The organism is Paeniglutamicibacter sp. Y32M11, assembly GCF_019285735.1.
Taxonomy (GTDB): Bacteria; Actinomycetota; Actinomycetes; order Actinomycetales; family Micrococcaceae; genus Paeniglutamicibacter.
On the sequence record NZ_CP079107.1, the window covers coordinates 2,849,747 to 2,872,829 of the forward strand.

19 protein-coding genes and 4 tRNA genes are annotated in these 23,083 nt (G+C 59.9%); 7 read left to right on the forward strand and 16 right to left on the reverse strand.

What is annotated here, in order from left to right; translation table 11 throughout:
* Window positions 1-693 precede the first annotated feature (693 nt).
* The gene (locus tag KUF55_RS12600) at window positions 694-1,302 is read left to right on the forward strand and encodes a DedA family protein (protein WP_132361063.1); all 609 of its coding nucleotides are present in this window, start codon (window positions 694-696) and stop codon (window positions 1,300-1,302) included.
* Window positions 1,303-1,373: 71 nt separating this feature from the next.
* Here KUF55_RS12600 and KUF55_RS12605 read toward each other — a convergent pair.
* The 6 genes from KUF55_RS12605 to KUF55_RS12630 form a co-directional block, all read right to left on the reverse strand.
* Window positions 1,374-1,445: transfer RNA gene (locus KUF55_RS12605), tRNA-Thr, on the reverse strand.
* Window positions 1,446-1,593: 148 nt separating this feature from the next.
* The gene (locus tag KUF55_RS12610) at window positions 1,594-2,295 is read right to left on the reverse strand and encodes a VTT domain-containing protein (protein WP_218818781.1); all 702 of its coding nucleotides are present in this window, start codon (window positions 2,293-2,295) and stop codon (window positions 1,594-1,596) included.
* Between the two features lie 163 nt (window positions 2,296-2,458).
* Window positions 2,459-2,532, reverse strand: a tRNA-Met gene (locus KUF55_RS12615).
* A gap of 72 nt (window positions 2,533-2,604) precedes the next feature.
* Window positions 2,605-2,676, reverse strand: a tRNA-Thr gene (locus KUF55_RS12620).
* A 586-nt stretch (window positions 2,677-3,262) separates the two neighbouring features.
* Window positions 3,263-5,287: a DEAD/DEAH box helicase gene (locus KUF55_RS12625; RefSeq protein ID WP_218818782.1), complete on the reverse strand. Its 2,025-nt coding sequence runs from the start codon at window positions 5,285-5,287 to the stop codon at window positions 3,263-3,265.
* Window positions 5,288-5,636: 349 nt separating this feature from the next.
* On the reverse strand, window positions 5,637-6,320 hold the full coding sequence (locus KUF55_RS12630) for an MOSC domain-containing protein (RefSeq protein WP_218816818.1): 684 nt from the start codon (window positions 6,318-6,320) through the stop codon (window positions 5,637-5,639).
* Between the two features lie 175 nt (window positions 6,321-6,495).
* Here KUF55_RS12630 and KUF55_RS12635 point away from each other — a divergent pair, with 175 nt between their 5' ends.
* Window positions 6,496-6,933, forward strand: coding sequence for a hypothetical protein (locus KUF55_RS12635; protein ID WP_132358774.1), 438 nt, complete (start codon window positions 6,496-6,498; stop codon window positions 6,931-6,933).
* Window positions 6,934-7,043: 110 nt separating this feature from the next.
* Here KUF55_RS12635 and KUF55_RS12640 read toward each other — a convergent pair whose 3' ends face one another.
* Window positions 7,044-8,201, reverse strand: coding sequence for a cystathionine gamma-synthase (locus KUF55_RS12640; RefSeq protein WP_132358776.1), 1,158 nt, complete (start codon window positions 8,199-8,201; stop codon window positions 7,044-7,046).
* Between the two features lie 17 nt (window positions 8,202-8,218).
* Window positions 8,219-9,595 carry a cystathionine beta-synthase gene (locus KUF55_RS12645; RefSeq protein ID WP_132358778.1) on the reverse strand — a complete coding sequence of 459 codons (1,377 nt, stop codon included), beginning with the start codon at window positions 9,593-9,595 and terminating at the stop codon, window positions 8,219-8,221.
* A gap of 96 nt (window positions 9,596-9,691) precedes the next feature.
* Here KUF55_RS12645 and KUF55_RS12650 point away from each other — a divergent pair, with 96 nt between their 5' ends.
* Window positions 9,692-10,684 carry a DNA-3-methyladenine glycosylase gene (locus KUF55_RS12650; protein ID WP_218816819.1) on the forward strand — a complete coding sequence of 331 codons (993 nt, stop codon included), beginning with the start codon at window positions 9,692-9,694 and terminating at the stop codon, window positions 10,682-10,684.
* A 10-nt stretch (window positions 10,685-10,694) separates the two neighbouring features.
* Here KUF55_RS12650 and KUF55_RS12655 read toward each other — a convergent pair whose 3' ends face one another.
* Window positions 10,695-11,066 (reverse strand): co-chaperone YbbN, encoded by a 372-nt coding sequence (locus tag KUF55_RS12655; RefSeq protein ID WP_132358782.1) that lies wholly within the window; start codon window positions 11,064-11,066, stop codon window positions 10,695-10,697.
* Between the two features lie 341 nt (window positions 11,067-11,407).
* Between KUF55_RS12655 and KUF55_RS12660 the strand changes: the two genes are divergently transcribed.
* Window positions 11,408-11,821: a hypothetical protein gene (locus KUF55_RS12660; protein ID WP_132358784.1), complete on the forward strand. Its 414-nt coding sequence runs from the start codon at window positions 11,408-11,410 to the stop codon at window positions 11,819-11,821.
* A 146-nt stretch (window positions 11,822-11,967) separates the two neighbouring features.
* Here KUF55_RS12660 and KUF55_RS12665 read toward each other — a convergent pair.
* Window positions 11,968-12,049: transfer RNA gene (locus tag KUF55_RS12665), tRNA-Tyr, on the reverse strand.
* Window positions 12,050-12,208: 159 nt separating this feature from the next.
* Here KUF55_RS12665 and KUF55_RS12670 point away from each other — a divergent pair.
* The gene (locus KUF55_RS12670; protein ID WP_132358786.1) at window positions 12,209-12,697 is read left to right on the forward strand and encodes a YajQ family cyclic di-GMP-binding protein; all 489 of its coding nucleotides are present in this window, start codon (window positions 12,209-12,211) and stop codon (window positions 12,695-12,697) included.
* A gap of 253 nt (window positions 12,698-12,950) precedes the next feature.
* Here KUF55_RS12670 and efeB read toward each other — a convergent pair whose 3' ends face one another.
* The 5 genes from efeB to KUF55_RS12695 all read right to left on the reverse strand — a co-directional run bounded on the left by efeB (window position 12,951) and on the right by KUF55_RS12695 (window position 19,058).
* Entirely contained in the window at window positions 12,951-14,237 is a 1,287-nt protein-coding gene (efeB, locus tag KUF55_RS12675; RefSeq protein WP_218816820.1) for an iron uptake transporter deferrochelatase/peroxidase subunit, read from the reverse strand.
* 18 nt (window positions 14,238-14,255) lie between these two features.
* Window positions 14,256-15,404 carry an iron uptake system protein EfeO gene (efeO, locus tag KUF55_RS12680; RefSeq protein WP_218816821.1) on the reverse strand — a complete coding sequence of 383 codons (1,149 nt, stop codon included), beginning with the start codon at window positions 15,402-15,404 and terminating at the stop codon, window positions 14,256-14,258.
* 32 nt (window positions 15,405-15,436) lie between these two features.
* Window positions 15,437-16,288 (reverse strand): iron uptake transporter permease EfeU, encoded by an 852-nt coding sequence (gene efeU, locus KUF55_RS12685; protein WP_218816822.1) that lies wholly within the window; start codon window positions 16,286-16,288, stop codon window positions 15,437-15,439.
* Window positions 16,289-16,794: 506 nt separating this feature from the next.
* Window positions 16,795-17,667: a zinc metalloprotease HtpX gene (htpX, locus tag KUF55_RS12690; protein ID WP_132358792.1), complete on the reverse strand. Its 873-nt coding sequence runs from the start codon at window positions 17,665-17,667 to the stop codon at window positions 16,795-16,797.
* A gap of 110 nt (window positions 17,668-17,777) precedes the next feature.
* Entirely contained in the window at window positions 17,778-19,058 is a 1,281-nt protein-coding gene (locus KUF55_RS12695; RefSeq protein WP_218816823.1) for an MFS transporter, read from the reverse strand.
* A 69-nt stretch (window positions 19,059-19,127) separates the two neighbouring features.
* Between KUF55_RS12695 and KUF55_RS12700 the strand changes: the two genes are divergently transcribed.
* Together KUF55_RS12700 and KUF55_RS12705 are read left to right on the forward strand one after the other, a co-directional pair.
* On the forward strand, window positions 19,128-19,556 hold the full coding sequence (locus KUF55_RS12700; RefSeq protein WP_132358796.1) for a Fur family transcriptional regulator: 429 nt from the start codon (window positions 19,128-19,130) through the stop codon (window positions 19,554-19,556).
* 57 nt (window positions 19,557-19,613) lie between these two features.
* Window positions 19,614-21,110: a catalase gene (locus tag KUF55_RS12705; RefSeq protein ID WP_218816824.1), complete on the forward strand. Its 1,497-nt coding sequence runs from the start codon at window positions 19,614-19,616 to the stop codon at window positions 21,108-21,110.
* A 133-nt stretch (window positions 21,111-21,243) separates the two neighbouring features.
* Here the strand turns inward: KUF55_RS12705 and KUF55_RS18820 are convergent, their stop codons facing one another.
* Window positions 21,244-22,764, reverse strand: a complete 1,521-nt coding sequence (locus KUF55_RS18820; RefSeq protein ID WP_255557023.1) for a hypothetical protein — start codon at window positions 22,762-22,764, stop codon at window positions 21,244-21,246.
* Window positions 22,765-23,083 lie beyond the last annotated feature (319 nt).

Consider the following 23,083-nt stretch of genomic DNA (forward strand, 5'->3'; position numbering starts at 1 on the left):
GATTTTGCCGTCGGCGCCGATTTTGCGGCCGCGGGCTGAACCTCTGGCTTAGCAGTGGGTACCGGATGCGGCTTGGGAGTCGAGATGGACGGCTTAGCTTCGGCCGTTTTAGCTGCTTCGTGCGCGCCGCCAGCGGGGGAAGCTGCTGCGGTCTTGGTCTCGCTGCTTGCCGCTGGCTGATTAACGGCTGCGGGTACTCTGTTCACGGACGCTGGGCTCGGCTTGTTCGACAGCGGATTGGAACCGGCCGCCCTGCCTTCAGGGACGTCATCAAACTCGTCGGACTCCCCCGGCTTAGCCACGGTCTTCTTGGCATCAGCCTTGGCCTTTTGCTCAGCTTCCAGCTCGGCCTGACGAGCGCGCCGCAACGAGGCGCGGGTAGGGAAGTCTTGGTTGAAGTCCGCCTTGGGCATGGGCCTCGTCCTCTCCTGAAGGTTCGTGGTCAAAATCTGCGAATACCCTCAATACTTCCACCCCGAAGGGCAGGACTCGTAAGGTTGTGGTTTTCACACTTTCTTCAATCCTATCGGGCAACCCCATAAAATCGCCGGATTGAGTCGGTTTGATCACATCTCAAACCAAAGTAGGAAATGGTATTGGTCATGACTAGCCTTGAACCACAAGCCCATGTTTGTCGAGTTCGGCCGGGGCAATGAACGAACAGGATCTCACTTGGACTTTATATCCACCGCGTTGGACGCGCTGAGCAACTTTGTCCTCGCCGCAGCCGGGAACCCGATGTCGTATTTTGTGGTCTTCGCATTCTGCGCCATTGATGGATTCTTCCCACCCGTCCCAAGCGAATCCTTAGTTGTGGCGCTAGCTTCACTCATTCCAACTCAGGGAAATCCAAATCCTTGGCTTTTGGGATTGGTTGCAGGACTTGGTGCCTTTGTGGGCGATAACGTTGCTTATCTACTGGGCCGCTCGATCGGTACCACTCGATTTGCTTGGATGCGCCGCAAACGCCTTCAACACGCTTTCGCGTGGGCTGGCTATGAATTACGTCTTCGTCCGGTGTCATTGATCCTGGTGGCGCGTTTCGTTCCCATCGGACGCGTCGCAGTCAATCTGGTAGCTGGAGCTACGGGATTCTCGCACCGCACCTTCGTCATCCTGACGTGTTTTTCCAGCCTGGGGTGGGCCAGTTACTCGGTTCTGATCGGTGTGCTGGCGGGCCAATGGTTCAAGGAACACCACTTGCTCGGAATCGTGATTGCCGTGGCAGTTGCCATCGGCATCGGGGTCTTGATCGATCGCATCGTTTCCCGTGTCAGCGGCAATACATCACTTCGAAAATAGCCGCTGAGTATTCAACGAAAAAGAACCGTGGTTGATCCCATTTCTGGGATCAACCACGGTTCTTTTTTCAGAGCCCCCCACCGGAATCGATCCGGTGACCTCGTTCTTACCAAGAACGCGCTCTACCACTGAGCTAGGGGGGCAACGAGAGAATACTCTACACAACAATTGACCCATATTGCACATCGAGGGGCAGTTTCATGACGAACACCACACTGAGAACATGCCGCCAGCGCCAGAAGGCAGTGGCGGCATGCTTTCTGCGGGCAATTTAGAGCCGGTGAACTCGAGTCACGAGCGACCCTCGGTGGTCCTGCGGCTCCTGGCCTTCAGCAATTCAATTCCGACCGGGATGACCGAAAGTAGGACAATCACGATGAAAATAAGGTCGATATTGTCTCCGACCCACGCGTATTGCCCCAACCAGAATCCAAGCATGGTCACGCCAACGCCCCATAGCAACGCACCCAACAAGTTGTAGAGCGCAAAGACGCGGTAACTCATATGAGCCACCCCTGCGATTACCGGCACAAAAGTCCTCACCACCGGGACAAACCGTGCCAACACGACGGCACGTCCCCCGAAGCGTTCGAAAAAGCCGTGCGCCTTTTCAACATATTCTTGGCGGAAGAATCGGGAGTCAGGCTTGTTGAAGATCGCAGGTCCGGCTTTCCGCCCGATGAGATAGCCTGTCTGATCGCCAACAAAAGCCGCAATGAAGATCAGCGTGGCGAACAATGGCAGGCTCACGTCCAGTGCACCGGTGGCGACCAAGAGGCCGGCCGTGAACAACATGGAATCCCCTGGCAAGAAGAAGCCGACCAGCAGCCCTGTTTCAGCAAATACGATTCCGCAGATCAACAAAATGACCCACGGGCCCAACGCGGGATTGCGGAGAAAAACGTCCGGATTCAGCCAGTCCGGTAGGAAGCTGGCAGACACCGGACGTACTGCGATGGCAGCTATCGTCGTTTGCAAATTTAGAATAGAAATCACCGCATAACCTTACGACAGACGTCGTCGGCGCACTTGTCATCGCAGCACAATACCTACAGATTCTCAGCGGACTCCCGGTGAGTGCCGGGCTAGGTCCCGCTCACTCGCATCTGGGCAAACAAAAAAGTCCCCGCCTCCAAAGGAGACGGGGATCATTCTGTAGCGGCTCCGGGACTCGATCCCGGGACCTCACGATTATGAGTCGTGCGCTCTAACCAGCTGAGCTAAGCCGCCACGAATGGTGAATACCCGCGTCCGCATCGGGATCTTTTTCAAGAAGATTCAGGCGCGGGTCATTCCATTCAGAGCCCCCCACCGGAATCGATCCGGTGACCTCGTTCTTACCAAGAACGCGCTCTACCACTGAGCTAGGGGGGCAACGAGAAAATACTCTACCAGCATTTTTGGGCCGCGTGAAATCGAGATGCACTTTTGTGGCGGACGGCACAAAATCCACCGAAAGGTGCATGCCAGATGGTAGTTTCGCGGCTCCAACCGTGATGCAACTCACCGGAACTATTCGTTAGCTCAGACGATGAATCGCCACAGCATCACAGCCGAGAGCTCCGGAGCCGCTTGATATGGTCGCCGCAGAGTGGTCTCGAGAGAGCCGGGGCTCACTAAAGCAGCCGTCAACACCTTCTGGGCAGTCTTCCGAATACTCGACATGCGAGGCCACCTGATCCTTAGAAGCACCGGCAACCACGGCTAACGCGTGCGCAAGCGAGCAAAGCCGCTGGGCGCCGCGCTTCCGCCGCGCAGCGCTCTGTTGCACCCTCGGTGGGCCGTGCGTGGCACCAGGTCTTCCCACGGGAAAGATCACCTCTCATGGCACTCGTGGAGTACGGATCAATAGTCTCGCCGCGGCCGCGGCAGTAGCTGCTTCGGGTAAAACAAAACCCCCGGTGGTTGTCCTTCCTGTTTCCAGGATGAACAACCGCCGGGGGTTCGGTCTATTTAGTGCTTAGTAATCGCGGCGGCGCGGGCCACCAGTCGTGCGAGGCTTGCGTGAGGAGCCGCCGAAGCTACGCTCTCCGCCACCTGCGTTGCCGCGGTAGCCGCCACCGGCGTTGCCGCCACGGTCGCGGTCGAAGCCGCCCTCGGTGGCACCGCCTTCACGACGATCGCTTGAGCCACGGTAACCGCCACGATCTCCGCCGCCGCTGTTGCCGCCACGGTAACCGCCACGGTCTCCGCCGCCGCTGTTGCCGCCACGGTAACCGCCGCCGCCGTTGCCACCGCGGTAGCCTCCGCCTTCGCGGCCACCTTCGCGGTCAGACTTCGGGCTGCGACCGTTGTCGAGCTCGAGGTGAATCAGCTCGCCACCGATGCGAGTGCGGGACAGCGAACGGAGCTGATCTGCCGAGAGATCTGCTGGCAGTTCCACTAGGGTGTGATCGGCACGGATGTCGATGCCACCGATCTGAGCGGAGGTCAGGCCACCTTCGTTGGCAAGTGCGCCAACGATGGAGCCGGGCATGACGCGCTGGCGACGGCCAACGGCGATGCGGTAGGTGGCGTTGCCTTCGGTCAGGGCGCGGGACGGGCCACGAGAGCCGAAGCCATCTTTGCCGCCGCCGGCAAGACGTGCCTGCTTGGCCGGAGCCGCTGGCATTTCCTGCATGAGCAGCGGGCGGCCGCCCTGTGCCATGTGTGCCAGTGCGGCAGCAATCTGAACTTCGTCGATGTCTTCGTGCTCAGCGGAGAACTTCTCGACCAAGTTACGGAAGATCGTCAGATCCTGAGAGGTGATGGTCTCACCGATCTGGTCGGCGAACTTCGCAAGGCGCTTGTCGTTCACTGCGTCAACGCTCGGCAGGTGCATATGCTCGACGGTCTGTCGGGTGGCCTTTTCGATCGCACGCAGCAAGTACTTTTCGCGCGGGGTCATGAAGAGGATGGCGTCGCCCGAGCGGCCGGCACGGCCGGTGCGGCCAATGCGGTGAACGTAGGACTCGGTGTCGTGCGGGATATCGAAGTTGATCACGTGGGACACGCGCTCAACGTCGAGGCCACGGGCTGCAACGTCGGTGGCAACCAGGATGTCGATCTTGCCATCGCGAAGGTTCTCGATGGTGCGCTCGCGCTGCTGCTGCGGGATGTCACCGTTGATGGCTGCAGCGGTGAAGCCGCGGGACTTGAGCTTGTCGGCCAGGTCCTCGGTTGCCATCTTGGTGCGAACGAAGGCGATAACGCCTTCGGACTTTTCGGATTCCAGGATGCGAGTCATGGCATCGAGCTTGTGGGCTCCCATGACCTGCACGTAGCGCTGGCGGATGTTGGTACCGGTCGAGGTGTTCGACTTGACCGAGATTTCCTGCGGGTTGCGCAAGTACTGCTTGGAGATGCGGCGGATCGAGGACGGCATGGTGGCCGAGAACAGCACGACCTGCTTCTCTTCCGGGGTAGCTTCCAAGATCTTGTCGACCTCTTCGGCGAAGCCCATGCGCAGCATTTCGTCGGCCTCATCCAGAACCACGTACTGCAGGTCCGACAGGTCCAGGGAACCCTTGTTGATGTGGTCGATGACGCGACCCGGGGTGCCTACAACAACCTGAGCGCCGCGGCGCAAGCCGGCAAGCTGCGGGCCGTAAGCGGATCCGCCGTACACGGGAAGGACGGTGAAGTCACCCATGTGCTTGGCGTAGGAGGTGAAGGCCTCGGCGACCTGGAGCGCGAGCTCGCGGGTCGGAGCAAGAACCAGAACCTGGGTCTTGCGTGCGGTGCCATTGAGGTCGGCGAGCTCTGCCATCTTCGACAGTGCGGGAAGGGCGAACGCGGCGGTCTTGCCGGTACCGGTCTGTGCAACGCCAACAACGTCGCGGCCTTCGAGCAGCAGCGGGATGGTGGCTGCCTGAATCGGGGAGGGCTTTTCGTAGCCCAAATCGGAAACGGCGGCGAGGACGCGGCCATCAAGTCCAAGATCGCTGAAGAGAATCTGGTTCTCTTCGGTCTTGGTATCGGCGGATTTGGTCTGGGTTTCGGGCATGTCAGTAGACAAAAAGAATTTCCTCATTCATAGGGGCGGAATAGACCCCGTATCAACGAGGTTCCGCAGCACAATCGGACGCAATCACTTTGGTCCGGCGACTCCCCTATGAAAGGAACAACCCGCATAATTTGCGGGCTCACACACGACGAGCTTTTGCCTCAAAAATTGGGCAAAATGCGAGGGAAGCCGGATACAGTGAACACCTAATACTATCGCCCCACCGTCGAATTGGGTCAGTTAATCCCGGTGAGGTTGCGCACACGGCCTCACCACGGCGCAAAAACTATGCCTAGAGAATCACCAGCATGACCCAAAAATCCCCGAAATGACGGGCCGCACAGCCGTACTAAAGCGTCGGCAGGGTACGCAACACCTTGGCCGGGATTTCCGTTTCGGTACTCCGTGCGTGCTCGAGGAGCGCTTCGGCGGCTTCGCGGCTGGGTCCCACAAAGATTTCCCGCACCGTGACCCCGTGTTCCGGCCGGGACATCACCGCAATCTTGTCCCCCGCGGTGATCTTCCCGGTGCGAATCACCTTCAGGAAGCAACCAACGTCGCCGCGATCGGTGAACCTCTGCACCCAGTTCTCTTCCTGAAGGTACCGGGCAAACGTCGAGCAGGGAATGCGCGGGCTGGTCACTTCCACGACCACATGCGCACCAATTTTCCAGCGTTCGCCGACCACGGCGTTGGTGGTTTCGATGCCCACTACACGCAAGTTTTCGCCAAAGAGTCCCGCAGGCACCGGCTTGCCCAGCTCGTCGCTCCACCGTGCCGCCTCCGCAGCACTGTAGGCGTAGATGGCTTGATCATGACCTCCGTGGTGTTCGCGGTCTACCTGAGTGTCCGCGTAGAGGCCCATTTTGCGTACCTTGACGGCACCGTCAACCGGTCGCTTATCGATCGCGGTGATGCCAACGGCACCCGAGTCCATCCGCAGCGCGTGCACCACACACACCGCTTCCAACGTTCCACTGGCGATGGGGTCGGAGTCGAATTCGAGCCGCTTGGCAGCAGGGGAAACGTTCATGTGAATCATTCTAAGGGTCTCGGTGAAGCGCCGTGAATCAACGTATCCATGGTGCCTACCGGTGCCGCAGCAGCTGCAGTGCCGGCTCCCACTCCCCTTCCGAATCTGTCAGTGAGCGGACATCGGGTAACCTGCGGAATATGGATCAGTCATTCTTCTCCCCCGTGGCCGCCGGATGAATACCACCAAACCGACTCTCCCCACCACGTTGCTAGCGGCTCGCTGGTGGTGGACCGCAACTGCCCTCTCCGCGCTGGCCTTTGCCGGTGGTTTCTTCCTCAATGCCAACTCGCGTCCCGCCTCCGAAGCCGCAGGATTCTGGGGCGCAGGCATTGCTCTAGTGGGATTGGGAGCCGTAGTCGCCTATTGCACGCTTCAGCTGTGGCGCGGCAAACTGGCCGGGCAGATCTCGCTGACCTGGTGTGGAATCATCGTTGGCATCCCCCTGATGACCCGAGGTGTACGCGTGGGGATCTTCGGGGCACTCCTGCTGGTGGGAGTCATCCTGTTGTGGACCCCGGGAAGCATTCGATACTTTGCCCCGCAGTCCAAGGAGGCCCGTGCCCGGCGCAAGGCCGAACGTCAGCGTCAGAGGTCCGCGAACTCACGCTAATGCACCGTTGATTTCAACCCGCCAGGTTGAGAATACAAGACGAGGGCCGCGGCTCTCTAGGACGTAGGTTCCTAGAGAGCCGCGGCCCTCATGCTGTGCTGTGGAGATTTTTACAGCTTGGAGAAGGCCTGCTCAAGGTCGGCAATCAAGTCAGCGATGTCTTCAATACCCACCGAGAGGCGCAACAGGTTCACCGGTACTGCCAGTTCGGTCCCCTTCACCGATGCGTGCGTCATCTCCGAGGGGTAGTTCATCAACGATTCAATGCCACCGAGGGACTCGGCGAGGGTGAAGATTCGTGTCGCCTCGGCAATGGTGCGTGCCGCGTTCTCGCCGCCGGTGAACTGCACCGAGACCATGCCGCCGAAGTCGCGCATCTGCGCTTTGGCCAGCTCGTGTCCGGAATGCGATTCAAGTCCCGGGTAGTGCACTGCCTCAACTTCGGGACGTGACTGCAGCCAGGTGGCCACCGCCATGGCGTTTTCCGAGTGAGTGCGCATCCGCACGCCCAAGGTCTTCAGACCACGGGTGGTCAAAAATGCGTCCATCGGGCCGGACACGGCACCAACGGCGAACTGAATGAAGCCGATGGCCTCGGCCAGCGCAGGATCCTTAACCACAATCGCGCCACCAACGACGTCCGAGTGTCCACCGATGTACTTGGTGGTGGAGTGCACCACCACGTCGGCTCCCAAATCGAGGGGCTGCTGCAGGTACGGGGAAGCGAAGGTGTTATCCACCACCAACAGGGCGCCGGCCTCGTGAGTGATGGCGGCGATGGCGCTGATGTCGGAGATACGCATCATCGGGTTCGACGGGGTTTCCACCCATACCAAGCGGGTCTTGTTGGCCACGATGGCTGCCTTCAGCGCCTCGTGATCGGACATGTCCACCGGAGTGTTACCGATGCCCCAACCGCCCAAGACGCGTGAAATGAGGCGGTAGGTTCCGCCGTACGCGTCGTTGCCCAGCACAATGTGATCCCCGGGCTGCGCCAGGGCACGAATCAGCGAGTCCTCGGCGGCGAGGCCGGAGGAGAAGGAGAAGGCGTGGGTTCCGTTTTCCAGGGCGGCTAGTTGCTCCTGCAATGCGTCGCGTGTGGGGTTACCGCCGCGGCCGTATTCATAACCGGCACGCAGGTTGCCGATGCCATCCTGGGCATAGGTTGAGGAGAAGTGCAGCGGTGGAACCACGGCACCGGTGCGGGGTTCAAACGCCTGCCCGGCATGAACTGCGCGGGTGTTGAATCCTTGGATGTTTTCACTCATGTTGGGAGCCAACTTTCTTAGTGGGTGAGGTAGGTCAGCAGGTCATGGCGGGTGATAACGCCAACCGCTGCCCCGTCGTCGGTGACCAACAGGGCGTCGTGCGTCGAGAGCTGTTCCTTGGCACGGTCAATGGTTTCATGGATGCCAATGAGGGGCAGTGCGGCGGTGACCATCGGGCCCACCGGATCGGTCAGCGCGATCTCGTTGCGGAACAGCTTTTCGGTCAGGGTGCGCTCATCAATGTAGCCGCGCACCTCGCCAATGCGTACGGGCGGTTCGGCGGAGAGCACCGGTAGGGCCGAGACGCCGTATTCATTCATGATCGCCACGGCGTCGCGCACCGTCTCGTTCATGTGGGTATGCACCAAATCCGGCAGGTCCGTCGGCTTCGCGGTGAGCAGGGCGCCAACGGTGTCGGCCGTGTCATCGCGCAGGAAACCATAGGAACGCATCCAGTTATCGTTGAAGATCTTGCCCAGGTAGCCGCGGCCGCCATCGGGAAGGATGACCACCACGATGGCCTCGGCAGGAAGATCCTTGGCCACCGCCAGGGCGGCGACTACTGCCATGCCGGAGGATCCGCCAACCAGCAGCCCCTCTTCCTTGGCTAGGCGGCGGGTCATCGAGAAGGCATCGGCGTCGGTGACGGCGATGATCTCGTCGGGCACCGAGGCATCGTAGTTGCCCGGCCACATGTCTTCGCCAACACCTTCAACGAAGTAGGGGCGGCCGGTGCCCCCGGAGTAGACCGAACCGTCGGGGTCGGCACCGATGACCTTGACCGGTCCCGAGGCGCGGTCGGCGGAGATCTCTTTGAGGTAGCGTCCGGTGCCGGTGATGGTTCCGCCGGTACCGGCGCCGATGACCACATGGGTCAGCGTGCCATCGGTATCGTTCCAGATTTCTGGACCGGTGGATTCGTAGTGGCTATCCGGGGCAGCCGGGTTGGAGAACTGGTCGGGCTTGTAGGCGCCTTCGATCTCGCGCACCAGGCGATCGGAGACGCCGTAGTAGGACTCGGGGGAATCAGGCGCCACCGCGGTGGGGGTCACCACCACCTCGGCTCCGTAGGCGCGCAGCACGTCGCGCTTTTCTTCGCCGACCTTATCGGGGGTCACGAAGATGGTTTTGTATCCCTTGAGCTGACCCACCATGGCCAGTCCCACACCGGTGTTGCCACTGGTGGGTTCCACGATGGTTCCGCCGGGCTGCAGAAGCCCCTCTGCCTCGGCCCGCTCGACCATTTTTAGGGAAATACGGTCCTTGATGGATCCGCCGGGGTTCAGGTATTCCAGCTTCACCAGAATCGTGGCATCGATGCCTGCGGTGACCGAATTTAGCTTGACCAGCGGGGTGTTCCCAATCAGGTCCAGGACTGTGCTCGCATACTTCATGCGCCCAACTCTACCGGCGGCGCGTCACAATATTGTCGCCGTTCGTAGTGAATCTTCATGCGTTGGAATTGCCCGCCTCGGTGAGAGTATGGAGCCATGAACGACGTACCGCATCCCTCTGAGACCAGCGCCGAGGCACAGGCTTCGTGGAAGCCAGCTGGTGCCTACGCGTTACGACAAACCCTGGGAATTCTGCAGCGCGGGGCCGGTGATCCCACGGTACAACTCAATGATTCCAGCGCATGGTTGTGCTTCCATACCGCTGGTGGGCCCGCAAGCGTTCTGGTGCGCAGGGTCCCGGAGGCAGGGGCCGGATTCACGATCTCCGCTTGGGGTGATGGCGCCGGACATGCAGTTGAACGCGGTTTGCATTTACTCGGTGCGTACGACGATTGGGAAGAATTCGACGTGGCAGAAAACAGGGAGGCTTTGCACCCGGTCGTGGCCCGTAGCCGGAAATTTAATCCCGGGCTGCGGTTTCCCTCCACGGGACGCGTTTTTGATGCTTTGCTCCCGGCCATCCTTGAGCAAAAGGTCACGGTCCTCGAGGCGCATTTCGCATGGCGCTATATTTGCCGTGCCGTTGGCGAGATTCCCCCGGGGCCCACTCCGGAACTGATGCGTTTGCCGCCGACGCCCGCCGCGATCAGATCCCTGCAGCCGTGGCAATGGCACCAGGCGCGCGTTGATGCTCAACGTTCGTCCACCGCCGTTCGGGCCGCGGGCGCCGCAGCCAGCCTTGAACGCTGGGCGCTACTGGAGCTGGGCGCCAAGCGGGAGAACGTGATGGGAGCCGGGACACTACAGGCCGCACTGGCATCGATACCGGGAGTTGGTCCCTGGAGCATTGCGGAGGTCTTGCAGCGCACCCATGGTTCACCGGACCATATATCGGTGGGCGACTTCCATTTGGCCGCATTTGTTGGTCAGGTACTCACCGGCCGGCGAGTTGACGATGACGGGATGTTAGCTCTGCTTCAACCCTTTGCTGGGCATCGACAGCGCGTCATCCGCCTGATTGGGTTATCCGGTCAACACAAACAGGCCTTTGGCCCGAGGTTGGCACCGATGGATCACCGACGCCGATAAGGCATGGAAGCTACTGGGCTTGGGCTTCTTGCTGCGCGATCTGCGCATGGACCTGCTGCATATCGATACCCTTGACCGCCACGACGAGGTCATCAAGTTGCGCCGCGTTCATGGCACCGGGCTGCGAGAAGACCAGCACCTTGTCCCTGAAGGCCATGAGCGTGGGAATCGAAGTGATGTTTGCCGAGCGTGCCAATCCCTGCTCCGCCTCGGTATCAACCTTTGCGAATGTCACCTCAGGGAATTTTTCCGAAGTTTTGTCGTAGACCGGTGCAAATTGGCGGCAGGGTCCGCACCACGCAGCCCAGAAATCCACGAAGACAATGTCATTTTCTTCCAGCGTCGTCGTGAACTCAGACTCGGTGATATTGATAGTAGCCATAGTCCTACGGTACCGCGTGAAGCGGGGCTCGCCCCATCCAGTACTCATTATTCGACCCTTCGGGGCATATTCGGGTCCTGTTTCCGCTCGCCGGCGGACGGATATCCACAGATTGGTTTTCCCGTCCCCGTAAGTGCCCTCGCAACCGTATCCTCAGGATCAGGGAGAACTGATAACGAGGAGGAAAACGGTCATCAATGATGCTGGCGAACCTTGCATCATTCGCGTTTCTGCCAAGCACCACACGAGTCGAGGCGGAACCAAAAATTTGCGACGCCACTCGAAGAGAAAGGAAGCAACCGGTACGTGGCCGTGTGGGCGACCCGACGGTTGATACAAAAATGACACGTTGCACTTTGTTGCTGATCACCAGCGGGCCGTCCGGCCGTAAGGCGCTTTCTGAAGGCATGCTGCTGGCAGAGCAATATGTTGATGGGCTGCCGATGGATCTGGAGATTCTTGAATCTACGCCCTTCGCGTTGGCCCCGGCCGTGCGCATCCAAGAGCGGGTGTCGTTCCCGGTTCCATTGGAGGACCCCTCCGCTGCTGCCACCGCTGTTGGTCCCTTACAAGCCATCTGGAATGGCAAACGATGGCTAACCCCGGGGTCGTGTCCCCCGAAGCCGTTGCGGGATAACGGCGCCACCGAGTGGCAGTGGGCTCACTACAAGGCTGTGTTGGACGCGCCAGCAGAATCGATCATGCTGCTGTGGGATATCTATGTGGTCCCGATGAGCGAGCAGCTTGCCGCGTAAACGTTTTGCAGAAAAAGTCGTTTCACCATGAGCGAACAGGCGAATATTTGAATTCAAGGCGCCCACCACCTGCGACGATACGTTTGGGCATGAAAAAAGCTCGTGTTCAAATCTTTTGGATTTGAACACGAGCTTCGTTCATTCGGTGGCAGATACTGGATTCGAACCAGTGAAGGCGTTGCCAGCTGATTTACAGTCAGCCCCCTTTGGCCGCTCGGGTAATCTGCCGAATGTTCCCTGCGGAACGAGTAGAAACTCTACATGACTATTTCCCGAGTTGGCAAATCGAGAGTTCGTGCGTGGGAGAAATGCTGGATTTTCGGGCTTTTGTGGCACCCCGGTACGCTTGTAGGCAAAGACCAAATTCTCTACACGTAGGAGGCTCACATGGCGAGCGATTCAACTTTTGATGTTGTCAGCAAGGTTGACAGCCAGGAAGTGTCCAATGCGATGAACCAAGCGCAGAAGGAAATTGTCCAGCGTTACGACTTCAAGGGCATCGGCGCCGAGATCGATTTCAGCGGCGAGAAGATTCTGATGAAGGCGAACTCCGAGGAGCGCGTCAAGGCAGTACTCGACGTTTTCCAGTCGAAGCTGGTCAAGCGAAACATCTCCTTGAAGTCGCTAGAAGCCGGCGATCCTTTCCCGTCCGGCAAGGAATACCGCATTGAAGCGGAAATCGTTGAGGGCATTGCCCAGGATGTGGCGAAGAAGATCAACAAGTTGATCCGCGACGAAGCGCCCAAGGGTGTGAAGTCCACCATTCAGGGTGACGAACTGCGCGTGTCCTCGAAGTCCCGCGACGATCTTCAGACCACCATGAATCTGTTGCGGTCCTTTGAAGAAGCCGACCTTCAATTTGTGAACTTCCGCTAAACATAAACGGTCCACGAAGAAGGCTCCGGCACGCTTAGATGCGCCGGAGCCTTCTTGCGTTTCAACCTTCACGAGATATTTGGTGATCTTCCTCATGGTCTCGGCGCCGTGCGAATACTACTGAGCATCGAGAAGATCAAGAACGGGCAAGAATTTTGCGCGCAGCGTTGCTCCACCAGAGCCTGGTGTCGGTCACCTCATCGGTGAAAACACACAGCCAGTGGCCCGAAAGTTGTACCTCACCGTCGACGAGTTACGCGTCGAAGAGCGCCTGCCCCAGATACTGCCCGGCTTGAACTCCTGCAGGAATCGCGAAGAGTCCCGACCCAGTGTGCCGCAGGTACTCCGCCAGCAGGTCGTTTTTGGCCATGGCTGACTGCATGGGGACGTAGTGTGTTCTGGCATCGACCACAAAGGCAATAAAGAACAATCCTGCATCGAGCCGGCCCAGTCCGTCGGAACCGTCGGTGTAGTTGAACCCCCGCCGCAACATCTGCACACCGTTGTTCCTGGTGGGGTGCGCCATGGCGACATGCGAATCCACCGCAACCAGCGGCCCCTCGCGGCCCTGCAAATTGAAATCAGGCTCGGTGAACTCCTCACCACCCGAGAGCGGTGCACCCTCTTTTTTGGTGCGCCCGATGATATTTTCTTGGTCACGCATCGTCGATCTGTCCCAGGTCTCGATGTGCATGCGTATACGGCGAGCCACCATGTAAGTGCCACCATTCATCCACGCCTCGGCACCGGTGCCTCCGCTGACCCAAACGTGCTCATTGAGCAGGTCGTTGTCCTCCAACTTGAGGTTTGCCGTACCATCTCTAAACCCAAAGAGGTTTCTGGGCGTTGTCTGGGTGGTGGAGGTAGAGGAGGTGCGTCCAAAGCCGATCTGCGACCAACGGACCCGGGCTCGGCCGAAGGCAATTCGTGCCAGATTGCGGACCGCATGAACTGCCACCTGAGGATCATCGGCACAGGCCTGAACGATCAGGTCTCCCCCGCTGCGAGCGTCCTCCAACGCGTCAGCAGAAAAATGTGGCAGTTCAATCAGGGCCTCAGGCAAATGCTTTGACAGGTTGTATCTGTCCACACCCTCCAGCGTAAAGAGCGACCGCCCGAAACCTATGGTGACCGTCAGGTGGCTGGCCTCCAGTCCCAGGGCTTCCCCGGTGTCGTCCGGAGGCGAGTCATAGTTGCCGCCGGTGGCGCCATCGCCGATCTCCGCGCCGCGGGTCAACGACTCGATGGCTTCGGTCCAGTCCTTGAGCAGAGAGATCAGTGACTCCCTCGTGCTCGCGGTGACGTCGAATGCCGCAATGTGCATTCTGTCCTGGGCCTCGGTGGCGATACCCGCTTGGTGTTCGCCGTAAAAGGGAACCACCGTGTCCGGGGTCTGGGGTGATACCGCCGCATTCACTGCGCTGGTTCCCAACGCACCAACGGCCAGGCCAATTCCACCCGCACCCGCGGCAGTGAATAGCCCTCTTCGACTAATGCCAGTTGATCGTCGTGCGGTGTCGTCCGCGGTGGTTCTACCCATCATCAATTCCTTCGAATGCTACTTCACTACCGCTGCGGTCAGCTTGGACAGCGGCTCACTCAAGGCATCCACGGCCGCGCTGAGTTCCTGAATCTGAGCTTCGGACAGCTCGGTGTAAAGCACAAAGCCGTCACCCTTCTTGTACTGATCCAGTAATCCCTGCAGGGTTGCGAAATTGGTTTCCAGTGCCTGATCCAGCTCGGAGTCGTTTTCCGTCAACAGCGGTTTGAGGTCCTCGTAGGCAATACGAGCGCCATCGACATTGGCTTGGAAATCCCACAGGTCGGTGTGGGAGAAGGCTTCTTCCTCGCCGGTCACCTTTCCGGTGGCCACCTCGTCGAGGAGCTCCTTGGCGCCGTTGGACAGCTTGTCGGAGGTGTAGGTCAGCTCCTGGGTCCGGCTGTTCAATTCAGCGGTATTGGCGACCATCTTGTCCGCGATTTTTTGTCGCTGAGCCTGCGTCATGGCGGTGTAGCCCTTGGGCGCCCAGAGATCCTTTTCCGCACGGTGCCAACCGGTGAATTCGTCGCCCTTTTCAAGATCGGCTTCACGGGCATCAAGGATCGGGTCAAGGTCTCCGAAGGATTCGGCAACGGGCTCAATGCGTTCCCAGTGCATGCGAACTGCGGGGTACAGCTCCTTCGCCTTTTTGACGTCACCTGCTGCAAAGGCGGTGGCGAACTCGGTGGTCCCCTCGACGAGCTGCTGTGTCTGGTCCTTAACATAGGCCGAGTACAGGTTCACCGCAGTTTCCTGCAGTGCCGCACGATCAGCGTTGACGCTCTGCCCGGCAGGTGCTGCCGTCACGGCGAAGGCCGCCCGGATGCCGTCGCCGACCATTCCCGGCTTGCAGGCCGTGAAGTAGTTTCCTTCCGGTGCAATGACTACGAGGTCACGGCTCAAGCCCGGCCCGACGTTCTCCACTTCACCTACAATTCGCAGACCGTCGTCGGCCAGCAGGTAGAACTCCGTCACCTTGTCGCTACCGTTGGTGACACTGAAGTTCAGCGTTCCGCCAGGTGCCGACGTGGTCGAGACTTCGCAGGCGTCACTGGTGCTGTTGACCTTGATGGTGCCATCGGCCGATGCATTGTTGTCGGTGCAACCGGTGAGCAGCAGCGCGGCAGCTGCCAGGGCAGCTGCAGGTGCGAGAATACGTGTTTTCATGAAGGGTTTTTCCTTGCAGAGTGATCAGGGTCTTAGGCGCCAGCGGCGGACGGCACGGCAGCGGTGGGCCGCCGGCCGCGTTCATCTTTACGGACGCGTCGGAAGTAAAGGAATAGGACAGGAATGACGTAAAGCACCCACACGACCGCTTCGAGCCATGTCGTGGCGGGAGAGAAGTTGAAGACACCCTTGAGAATCGTTGCAACCCATCCGCTGGGTTCAATGACATGGGAAATATCAAAGGCCAGGTGGTGCAGCCCGGGCAGGACCCTGGCTTCTTGAAGATCGTGCACACCATAGGCAAGAACGCCACCGGCAACGATGACCAAGGCTGCCCCCGTCCACGTGAAAAACTTGGAGAGATTAATTTTCAACACGCCTCGGTGAAGTAACGCCCCCAGACCCACGGCCACCAGGATGCCGAGAGAGGCCCCCACCAACGGCTGCCAGGTTTCTCCCGTGGCTCTAGCGGCTGCCCAAATAAAGAGCGCGGTCTCAAGGCCCTCGCGCCCCACAGCCAAGGCCGCCACCAGCACCAATCCCCAGGCATTACCATCGGCGGTCTTGTCGATTTGCTGATGCAGGTCAGAGCTCAGTGACTTTGATGCTTTTGCCATCCAGAAGACCATCCAGGTGACAAAGCCCACCGCAATAATCGAAAGGCCACCGCCAATGAATTCTTGAGCTTCAAAAGTCAGCCCACGTGGGCCGAAGGTCAAAAGGGCGCCGAACCCAAGGGAAATCAGGACGGCCAAGGAAATTCCGGCCCAGACTCGTGGGAGGAGGTGACTACGACCGCTCTTCTTCAAGTAGGCAAGAAGCAACACCACGATCAGGACCGCTTCGAGTCCTTCACGCAAGCCAATCAGGAAATTTCCGGTCATCGTTACCTTCAAATGTGGCCCGTATCAAGAACAACGTATTGTTCGGTTCGAGTAAGGCTGGGCTTCAGTCAATACGCAACTTGAAGTTGCGCATTCTCAGAGTAAACGCTGAGGCTAACCTAAACAAAACGCTTCACGGGAGGTAGTTGCGGGATTTTTCTCGCTTCCTTACACCGAACGACCATTGGTCTCAGACCTCACTCATGTAAGCGCAAGTCAGATCGAATCGTCCCCGTTTCTAGTTCCGGCACAATGCTTCATGAGGAAGACGTATTGTTTCGAACCAATCCGCAGCGGACACCCAAGCGCGCCCCTGACTACGCTGCAGCTTCTCGCGATGGGTCCACGGCAGCCGAACGCCGCTCGGTGGGCAACTGCCTTTGTTCGGGTATGAAAAACTCCCCAAAAGTCTGGTTCTGAATTGTTCAGTCCAACTCTCGGGGAGCAGTTCATTCATTCAATTTTTCCGGGGCCGCCCGCTATTTGTGTTCGGCTCCTAGCGCCTCTCAGTAGCCGAGGGACTGGCCAGCCATCTTCTCCAACCGAGCGACGCGGTCGTCCATCGGCGGGTGGGTTGCGAAGAGTTTCTTGGCTCCTCCGGCGAAAGGATTGGCAATCATCAGGTGCGAGGTGTTGACCAAGCGCTGGTCATCACTGGGCAGCGGAGCACGTTGCACACCGCTCTCCAGCTTGCGTAGTGCCGACGCCAAAGCCAGCGGGTCATTAGTCAATTTGGCGCCATCTTCGTCCGCGTCGTATTCGCGCGTGCGGCTGATTGCCATTTGGATCACGGTGGATGCCAACGGCGCCAATAACGACATGGCGATCAGCGCCAGCGGATTGACGTTGCGACGGTCTCCTCCGCCAAAGAAGAGTAGGAATTGCGCGAGCGCGGTGATGACACCGGCAACGGCGGCCGCGACCGAGGAGGTTAGGATGTCGCGGTTATAAACGTGCATCAGCTCGTGGCCGAGGACCCCACGCAATTCACGTTCATTAAGCAATCCCAAGATTCCTTCGGTGCAACACACAGCCGCATTCTGCGGATTACGTCCGGTGGCAAAGGCATTCGGGGCCATGGTCGGCGAGACGTATAACCGCGGCATCGGTTCCTGAGCTGTCATCGACAGTTCTCGTACGATCCGATACATGGCAGGTTGCTCCGCTTCGGTCACCGGGTAGGCCTGCATCGAGCGGATAGCAATCTTGTCACTATTCCAGTAACCGTAGGCCGTAGTCGCGACACCGATCAGCGCGAAGATCCAGATGAAGCTGCTACTTCCAGTTCCGGATGCCAGCAGAGCACCAATGGCCAGCAACAGAGCGAACATGCCGCCAAGCAATCCCGCGGTCTTCAGGCCGTTGTTGTGAGTGTGCACTGTCAGTTCTCTCCTCGATGTACGGTCCGGGAAGGTTCCGGAGCGTTGGTTGCTTCCAGTTTACTTAACGTCCCTGAATGCGGCCTTTGTTCCCCCTATGTCTCGGGACATTAGGGGCTGGGACGCCGAGAGTCATAACGCAAGAAACCTGGTTCCCAACGCATCAGTGCACTTGCTGCCGCAATGCAGGCCAGACCGCCAAAGACTAGCGTCCACCCTTCGCCAATTCCCCCGGCGACACCACCGGAGAGCATTTCCCCTAGCCGTGGCCCACCAGCGACCACCACGATGAACACGCCTTGGAGGCGCCCACGCAGATGATCGGGGGTTGCGGATTGCAAAATGGTGGTTCGGAAAACTGACGAAACGGCGTCCGCCACACCAGCCAGAGCCATGCACGCGGCTGCCGGCCATATCCAGCCTCCGATCGATCCGTCCGAAGGGACCGGGCTGCGTGATGAGAGCACCACAACAACGCCGAAGAGACCAATACTGGCTCCCCATAAACACACGCAGATAAAGACCGCCAGGCCTTGGCGGTGAATCCGTCCGACGGGCCCGGAGAACATTCCCGCGAGGAAGGCACCCAGCGCTGTCGCCGCCAAGAGCAACCCCATCGTCAGTTCACCGCCGCCGATGAGTATTGCGCCGATGGCAGGTAGCAGTGCTCTGGGCGCGGCTAAAACCATGGCCGCGATGTCGATCAGGAAGGTCATCCGCACGTTGGGCTGGGTGCCGAGGAACTTAAACCCCTCGATGACCGATCGCAGGCCAGCCTTGGCAGGCGTGCCTTCCGGGGGAAGCGAGGGCAATTTGTAGACGGACCACACCGCCGCGGCATAAGTGAGCACATCAATGGTGTAGGTCCAGCCAAATCCGAACTGAGCGACCAGTAGCCCGCCAAGCAGCGGACCAATCATCTGGGATATACCGAAAGTGACCATATTGAGCGAGTTGGCCGCGGGCAGGTTCTTGAGTCCCACGATCGCGGGAATGATGGCACCGCGGGTGGGCTGGTTGATTCCGCCCGCAGCGGAGTGGATGGCCACCAGACCATAGAGCAGCCACACGTTGTCAACGCCCAGCCATGCTTGCGCGGCGATGGCTGCGGTGGCAGTCCACAAGACGAGGGCCGAAGCTAGCGCCACCTTGCGGCGATCATAAGCATCGGCAATAGCGCCGCCATATAGTCCAGCCAGCACCAGTGGTACCAGGGCAAAAGCTCCCAGCAGTCCAACATAGAGACTGGACCCAGTCAACGCGTAGACCTCGAGGCTGACGGCTACAAGGGTTAGTTGGCCGCCTACCGCCGACAACGCGTTGCCGATCCATAATCTCTTGAAGGCAGGGCTTTCGCGCAAAGGGGTCAGGTCAGCAAGGAGTCGGGCCACGTGTGAAGTCTATCGAATCTGAACTTCTGGCGGTTCCTTATCTTGACAGATTCAAATTAAGAGGGTGGAATGGATCACATGGACTATTCGGCTCAGATGCGGGATCTCGGACTGCGGGTTACCCGCGGCCGCCTTGCCGTCCTCGATGCCTTGGAAAGCCACCCGCATTCCTCTGCGGAGAGAGTTGTCATCGCCGTCCACCGGACGTTGCCAGAAGTTTCCATTCAGTCCGTTTACAACGTGCTTAATGATCTGACCGAGCAAGGCATGTTGCGCCGCTTCACTCCCCCATATTCCGCGGCGCTCTATGAGACACGCGTTAATGACAATCACCATCACGCCATTTGCACCAGCTGCGGCCGCATCGAAGACGTCGAATGCGCGGTGGGCCACGCCCCCTGCCTGACACCGTCGAACAGCCACGGCATGGAAATCCAGCTTGCCGATGTCCTCTACCAGGGCATCTGCGAAGACTGCAGGAAAACCGATGCGGCCTAGCGGCCCGTCGGTGAACCGGCAGAAGAGTTACCAACCCACAGGAAGAAGGAGAATCTCTTGAGCGAGAACTTCACCACCACACAGAGCGGTGCCCCCGTTGCCAGCGACGAACATTCGCTAACCTCCGGCCCCGACGGCATCACCGCCCTCCACGATCGTTACCTCGTCGAGAAGCTTGCCGCGTTCAACCGCGAGCGCGTGCCGGAGCGCAACCCGCACGCCAAGGGCGGCGGCGCCTTCGGTGAATTCACCGTCACCGAGGACGTCTCGAAGTACACCCGCGCAGCCGTCTTCCAGCCGGGCGCCAAATCCGAGACGCTGCTGCGTTTCTCCTCGGTTGCCGGCGAGCAGGGTTCCCCCGACACCTGGCGCGACGTGCGTGGCTTCGCACTTCGCTTCTACACCACCGAGGGCAACTACGATGTGGTCGGCAACAACACCCCGGTGTTCTTCATCCGCGATGGTCTTAAGTTCCCGGACTTCATCCACTCGCAGAAGCGCCTGGGCGCCTCCGGCCTGCGCGATGCCGACATGCAGTGGGACTTCTGGACGCACTCCCCCGAGTCCGCACACCAGGTGACCTACCTGATGGGTGACCGCGGCCTGCCGACCTCCTGGCGCGAAATGAACGGCTACGGCTCGCACACCTACCAGTGGATCAACGCCGAGGGCGAGCGCTTCTGGGTGCAGTACCACTTCCATTCCCGCCAGGGCGTGCATAACATGTCCAATGAAGAGGCCGAGAAGCTTGCGGGCTCCGACGCCGACTTCTACCGTCGCGACCTGTTCGACAACATCGAGGCCGGCAACTACCCGACCTGGGATGTTTCCGTCCAGATCATGCCGTACGAAGAGGGCAAGACCTACCGCTTCAACCCGTTCGACATGACCAAGGTCTGGCCGCACGCGGACTACCCGCTGATCCCGGTTGGCCACTTCACGCTTAACCGCAACCCGCGCAACTTCTTCGCCGAGATCGAGCAGGCGGCGTTCTCGCCCTCGAACTTGGTCCCGGGCATCGACATCAGCCCCGACAAGATGCTGATGGCACGCGTGTTCTCCTACCCGGATGCCCAGCGCAACCGCATCGGCACCAACTACAACCAGTTGCCGGTCAACCAGCCGCACGCGGCCACGGTGAACAACTACATGCATGAGGGCTCCATGCAGTACCACTTCAACGACGCAGACGCCCGCGTCTACACCCCGAACTCCTTCGGCGGCCCGGCTGCACAGCCGGAACGTGCCGGCGAAGGCGGCTGGGAAACCGACGGCGAGATGGTTCGTGCCGCGCAGACCCTGCGCTCCGAGGACGATGACTTCGGCCAGGCCGGAACGCTGTACCGCGATGTCTTCAGCGCCGAGTCCAAGGAACGCTTCCACGACAACCTGCTGGGCCAGTGCAACGGCATCACCATAGATTCCATTCGCGAAGGATTCTTCGTCTACTGGAGCAACGTTGATGCCAACCTCGGCCAGATCTTGCGCGACGGCTACGCAGCCGGCGTTGCGGGTTCAACCGACGGCGCTTCTGAAATGGCGGGCAAGGTCTAATCACCTGGCTGCTGCCACCGGCCGCTAAAAACCATGAGGTCCGATTCCCCAAAGGGAATCGGACCTCATGGTTTTGCTGGCATATTTCGCCCGGCTGACCGATCAGCCTGTGGACAGGCCGATCTGCGGTGAGCTATGGAAAAACGACGTCGATAAAGTCCTCAGTACCACTGGCATTTCTAGTGCTCACTCGAACAATCAGCGGGGCATCCGTGCTTGTGCGTAGACCTCTCAGCACAAAACCGACGTTATCGCGAAGTAATTTGGAACACCTAAAGGTCACGACGCCGTCACCGGCAGAACCTTGCGAGCATAGCTGCCAGGGTTTCATCGAAACGGTAACATCGCCGGTGCCCGAGATTACTTCAAAACGGATCCTCCTACTACTCAGGAATTCCAAGTCGCTGGTGTCAATATATGCTTCGTAGTTTCCGTTCAATCCGTCGACCCTGATGAGGCCCGATGTCAAAGAATCTTCGGTTGGAGCTGGCTCAATCGTCGGCTCCGGCGTCGGCTCGACAGTCGGTTCCGGCGTCGGTTCGACCGTGGGCTCAACCGTGGGCTTGACGGTCGGCTCCGGCGTCGGTTCGACAGTCGGTTCCGGCGTCGGTTCGACAGTTGGCTCCACCGTCGGTTCGACCGTTGGCGCAACCGTGGGCTCCAGCGTCGGGTCCACAGTCGGTTCCGGCGTCGGTTCGACCGTTGGCTCAACCGTTGGCTTGACGGTGGGCTCCAGCGTCGGCTCGACAGTCGGTTCCGGCGTCGGTTCGACCGTTGGCTCCACCGTCGGTTCGACCGTTGGCGCAACCGTGGGCTCCAGCGTCGGGTCCACAGTCGGTTCCGGCGTCGGTTCGACCGTTGGCTCAACCGTGGGCTCCGGCGTCGGGTCCACAGTCGGTTCCGGCGTCGGTTCGACCGTTGGCTCAACCGTGGGCTTGACGGTGGGCTCCGGCGTCGGTTCGACAGTCGGTTCCGGCGTCGGTTCGACAGTTGGCTCCACCGTGGGCTTGACGGTGGGCTCCGGCGTCGGCTCCGGCGTCGGCTCCACGGTGGGTTCCGGAGTCGGTTCGACCGTTGGCGCAACCGTGGGCTCCAGCGTCGGGTCGACGGTCGGTTCCGGCGTCGGTTCGACCGGTGGCTCAACCGTGGGCTTGACGGTGGGCTCCGGCGTCGGCTCCGGCGTCGGCTCCACGGTGGGTTCCGGAGTCGGTTCGACCGTTGGCGCAACCGTGGGCTCCAGCGTCGGGTCGACGGTCGGTTCCGGCGTTGGTTCGACAGTCGGCTCCGGCGTCGGTTCGACCGGTGGCTCAACCGTGGGCTTGACGGTGGGCTCCGGCGTCGGCTCCGGCGTCGGCTCCACGGTGGGTTCCGGAGTCGGTTCGACCGTTTGCTCAACCGTGGGCTCCAGCGTCGGGTCGATGGTCGGTTCCGGCGTTGGCTCGACAGTCGGCTCCACAGTTGGCTCGACGGTCGGTTCCGGCGTCGGTTCGAGAGTCGGCTCCAGCGTCGGTTCCACAGTCGGCTCCGGCGTCGGTTCCACAGTGGGCTCAACTAACGACTCCGGAGGCGGAACGGTTGGGTGCTCGGGAGTGGGTTCAGCATTCTTCGTCGCGCTGGGATTGGGGCGAGGCTCAGCAGTACTAACCTCGCTCATGTTTGGGCCCACGGCCTCATCAGGTTGCGGCGCAACAGGTTCCCCACCGCCGGTTACTGGCTTTTCCGTAATGTCCAGTTTCGGCGTCGTCGACAATTTCTGTTGATCACTAACGATTAAAGGAATCGCTACAGAATTTCCGACATACTCCCAAGGGGATCTCTTGTCGACCTGCTGAAGGGAGCCACGGGTTTGGTGACTCGGCGGATCGCTCTGTTGCTGTTGCCTATTAGTTCCGACTGCAACTCCGGCTGCAATCACTGCTACCGCAGCCGCGGCCGAAACTAGTGCGATGGTATTCGCTCCGACAAGCGTCCCT

Excerpts from the sequence above, each read along its gene's own strand:
- KUF55_RS12625 (WP_218818782.1), bottom strand. The coding sequence starts at position 5,287 with ATGCCCGAAACCCAGACCAAATCCGCCGATACCAAGACCGAAGAGAAC.
- KUF55_RS12630 (WP_218816818.1), bottom strand. The coding sequence starts at position 6,320 with ATGAACGTTTCCCCTGCTGCCAAGCGGCTCGAATTCGACTCCGACCCC.
- KUF55_RS12635 (WP_132358774.1), top strand. The coding sequence starts at position 6,496 with ATGAATACCACCAAACCGACTCTCCCCACCACGTTGCTAGCGGCTCGC.
- KUF55_RS12640 (WP_132358776.1), bottom strand. The coding sequence starts at position 8,201 with ATGAGTGAAAACATCCAAGGATTCAACACCCGCGCAGTTCATGCCGGG.
- KUF55_RS12645 (WP_132358778.1), bottom strand. The coding sequence starts at position 9,595 with ATGAAGTATGCGAGCACAGTCCTGGACCTGATTGGGAACACCCCGCTG.
- KUF55_RS12650 (WP_218816819.1), top strand. The coding sequence starts at position 9,692 with ATGAACGACGTACCGCATCCCTCTGAGACCAGCGCCGAGGCACAGGCT.
- KUF55_RS12655 (WP_132358782.1), bottom strand. The coding sequence starts at position 11,066 with ATGGCTACTATCAATATCACCGAGTCTGAGTTCACGACGACGCTGGAA.
- KUF55_RS12660 (WP_132358784.1), top strand. The coding sequence starts at position 11,408 with ATGACACGTTGCACTTTGTTGCTGATCACCAGCGGGCCGTCCGGCCGT.
- KUF55_RS12670 (WP_132358786.1), top strand. The coding sequence starts at position 12,209 with ATGGCGAGCGATTCAACTTTTGATGTTGTCAGCAAGGTTGACAGCCAG.
- efeB (WP_218816820.1), bottom strand. The coding sequence starts at position 14,237 with ATGGGTAGAACCACCGCGGACGACACCGCACGACGATCAACTGGCATT.
- efeO (WP_218816821.1), bottom strand. The coding sequence starts at position 15,404 with ATGAAAACACGTATTCTCGCACCTGCAGCTGCCCTGGCAGCTGCCGCG.
- efeU (WP_218816822.1), bottom strand. The coding sequence starts at position 16,288 with ATGACCGGAAATTTCCTGATTGGCTTGCGTGAAGGACTCGAAGCGGTC.
- KUF55_RS12700 (WP_132358796.1), top strand. The coding sequence starts at position 19,128 with ATGGATCACATGGACTATTCGGCTCAGATGCGGGATCTCGGACTGCGG.
- KUF55_RS18820 (WP_255557023.1), bottom strand. The coding sequence starts at position 22,764 with ATGAGCGAGGTTAGTACTGCTGAGCCTCGCCCCAATCCCAGCGCGACG.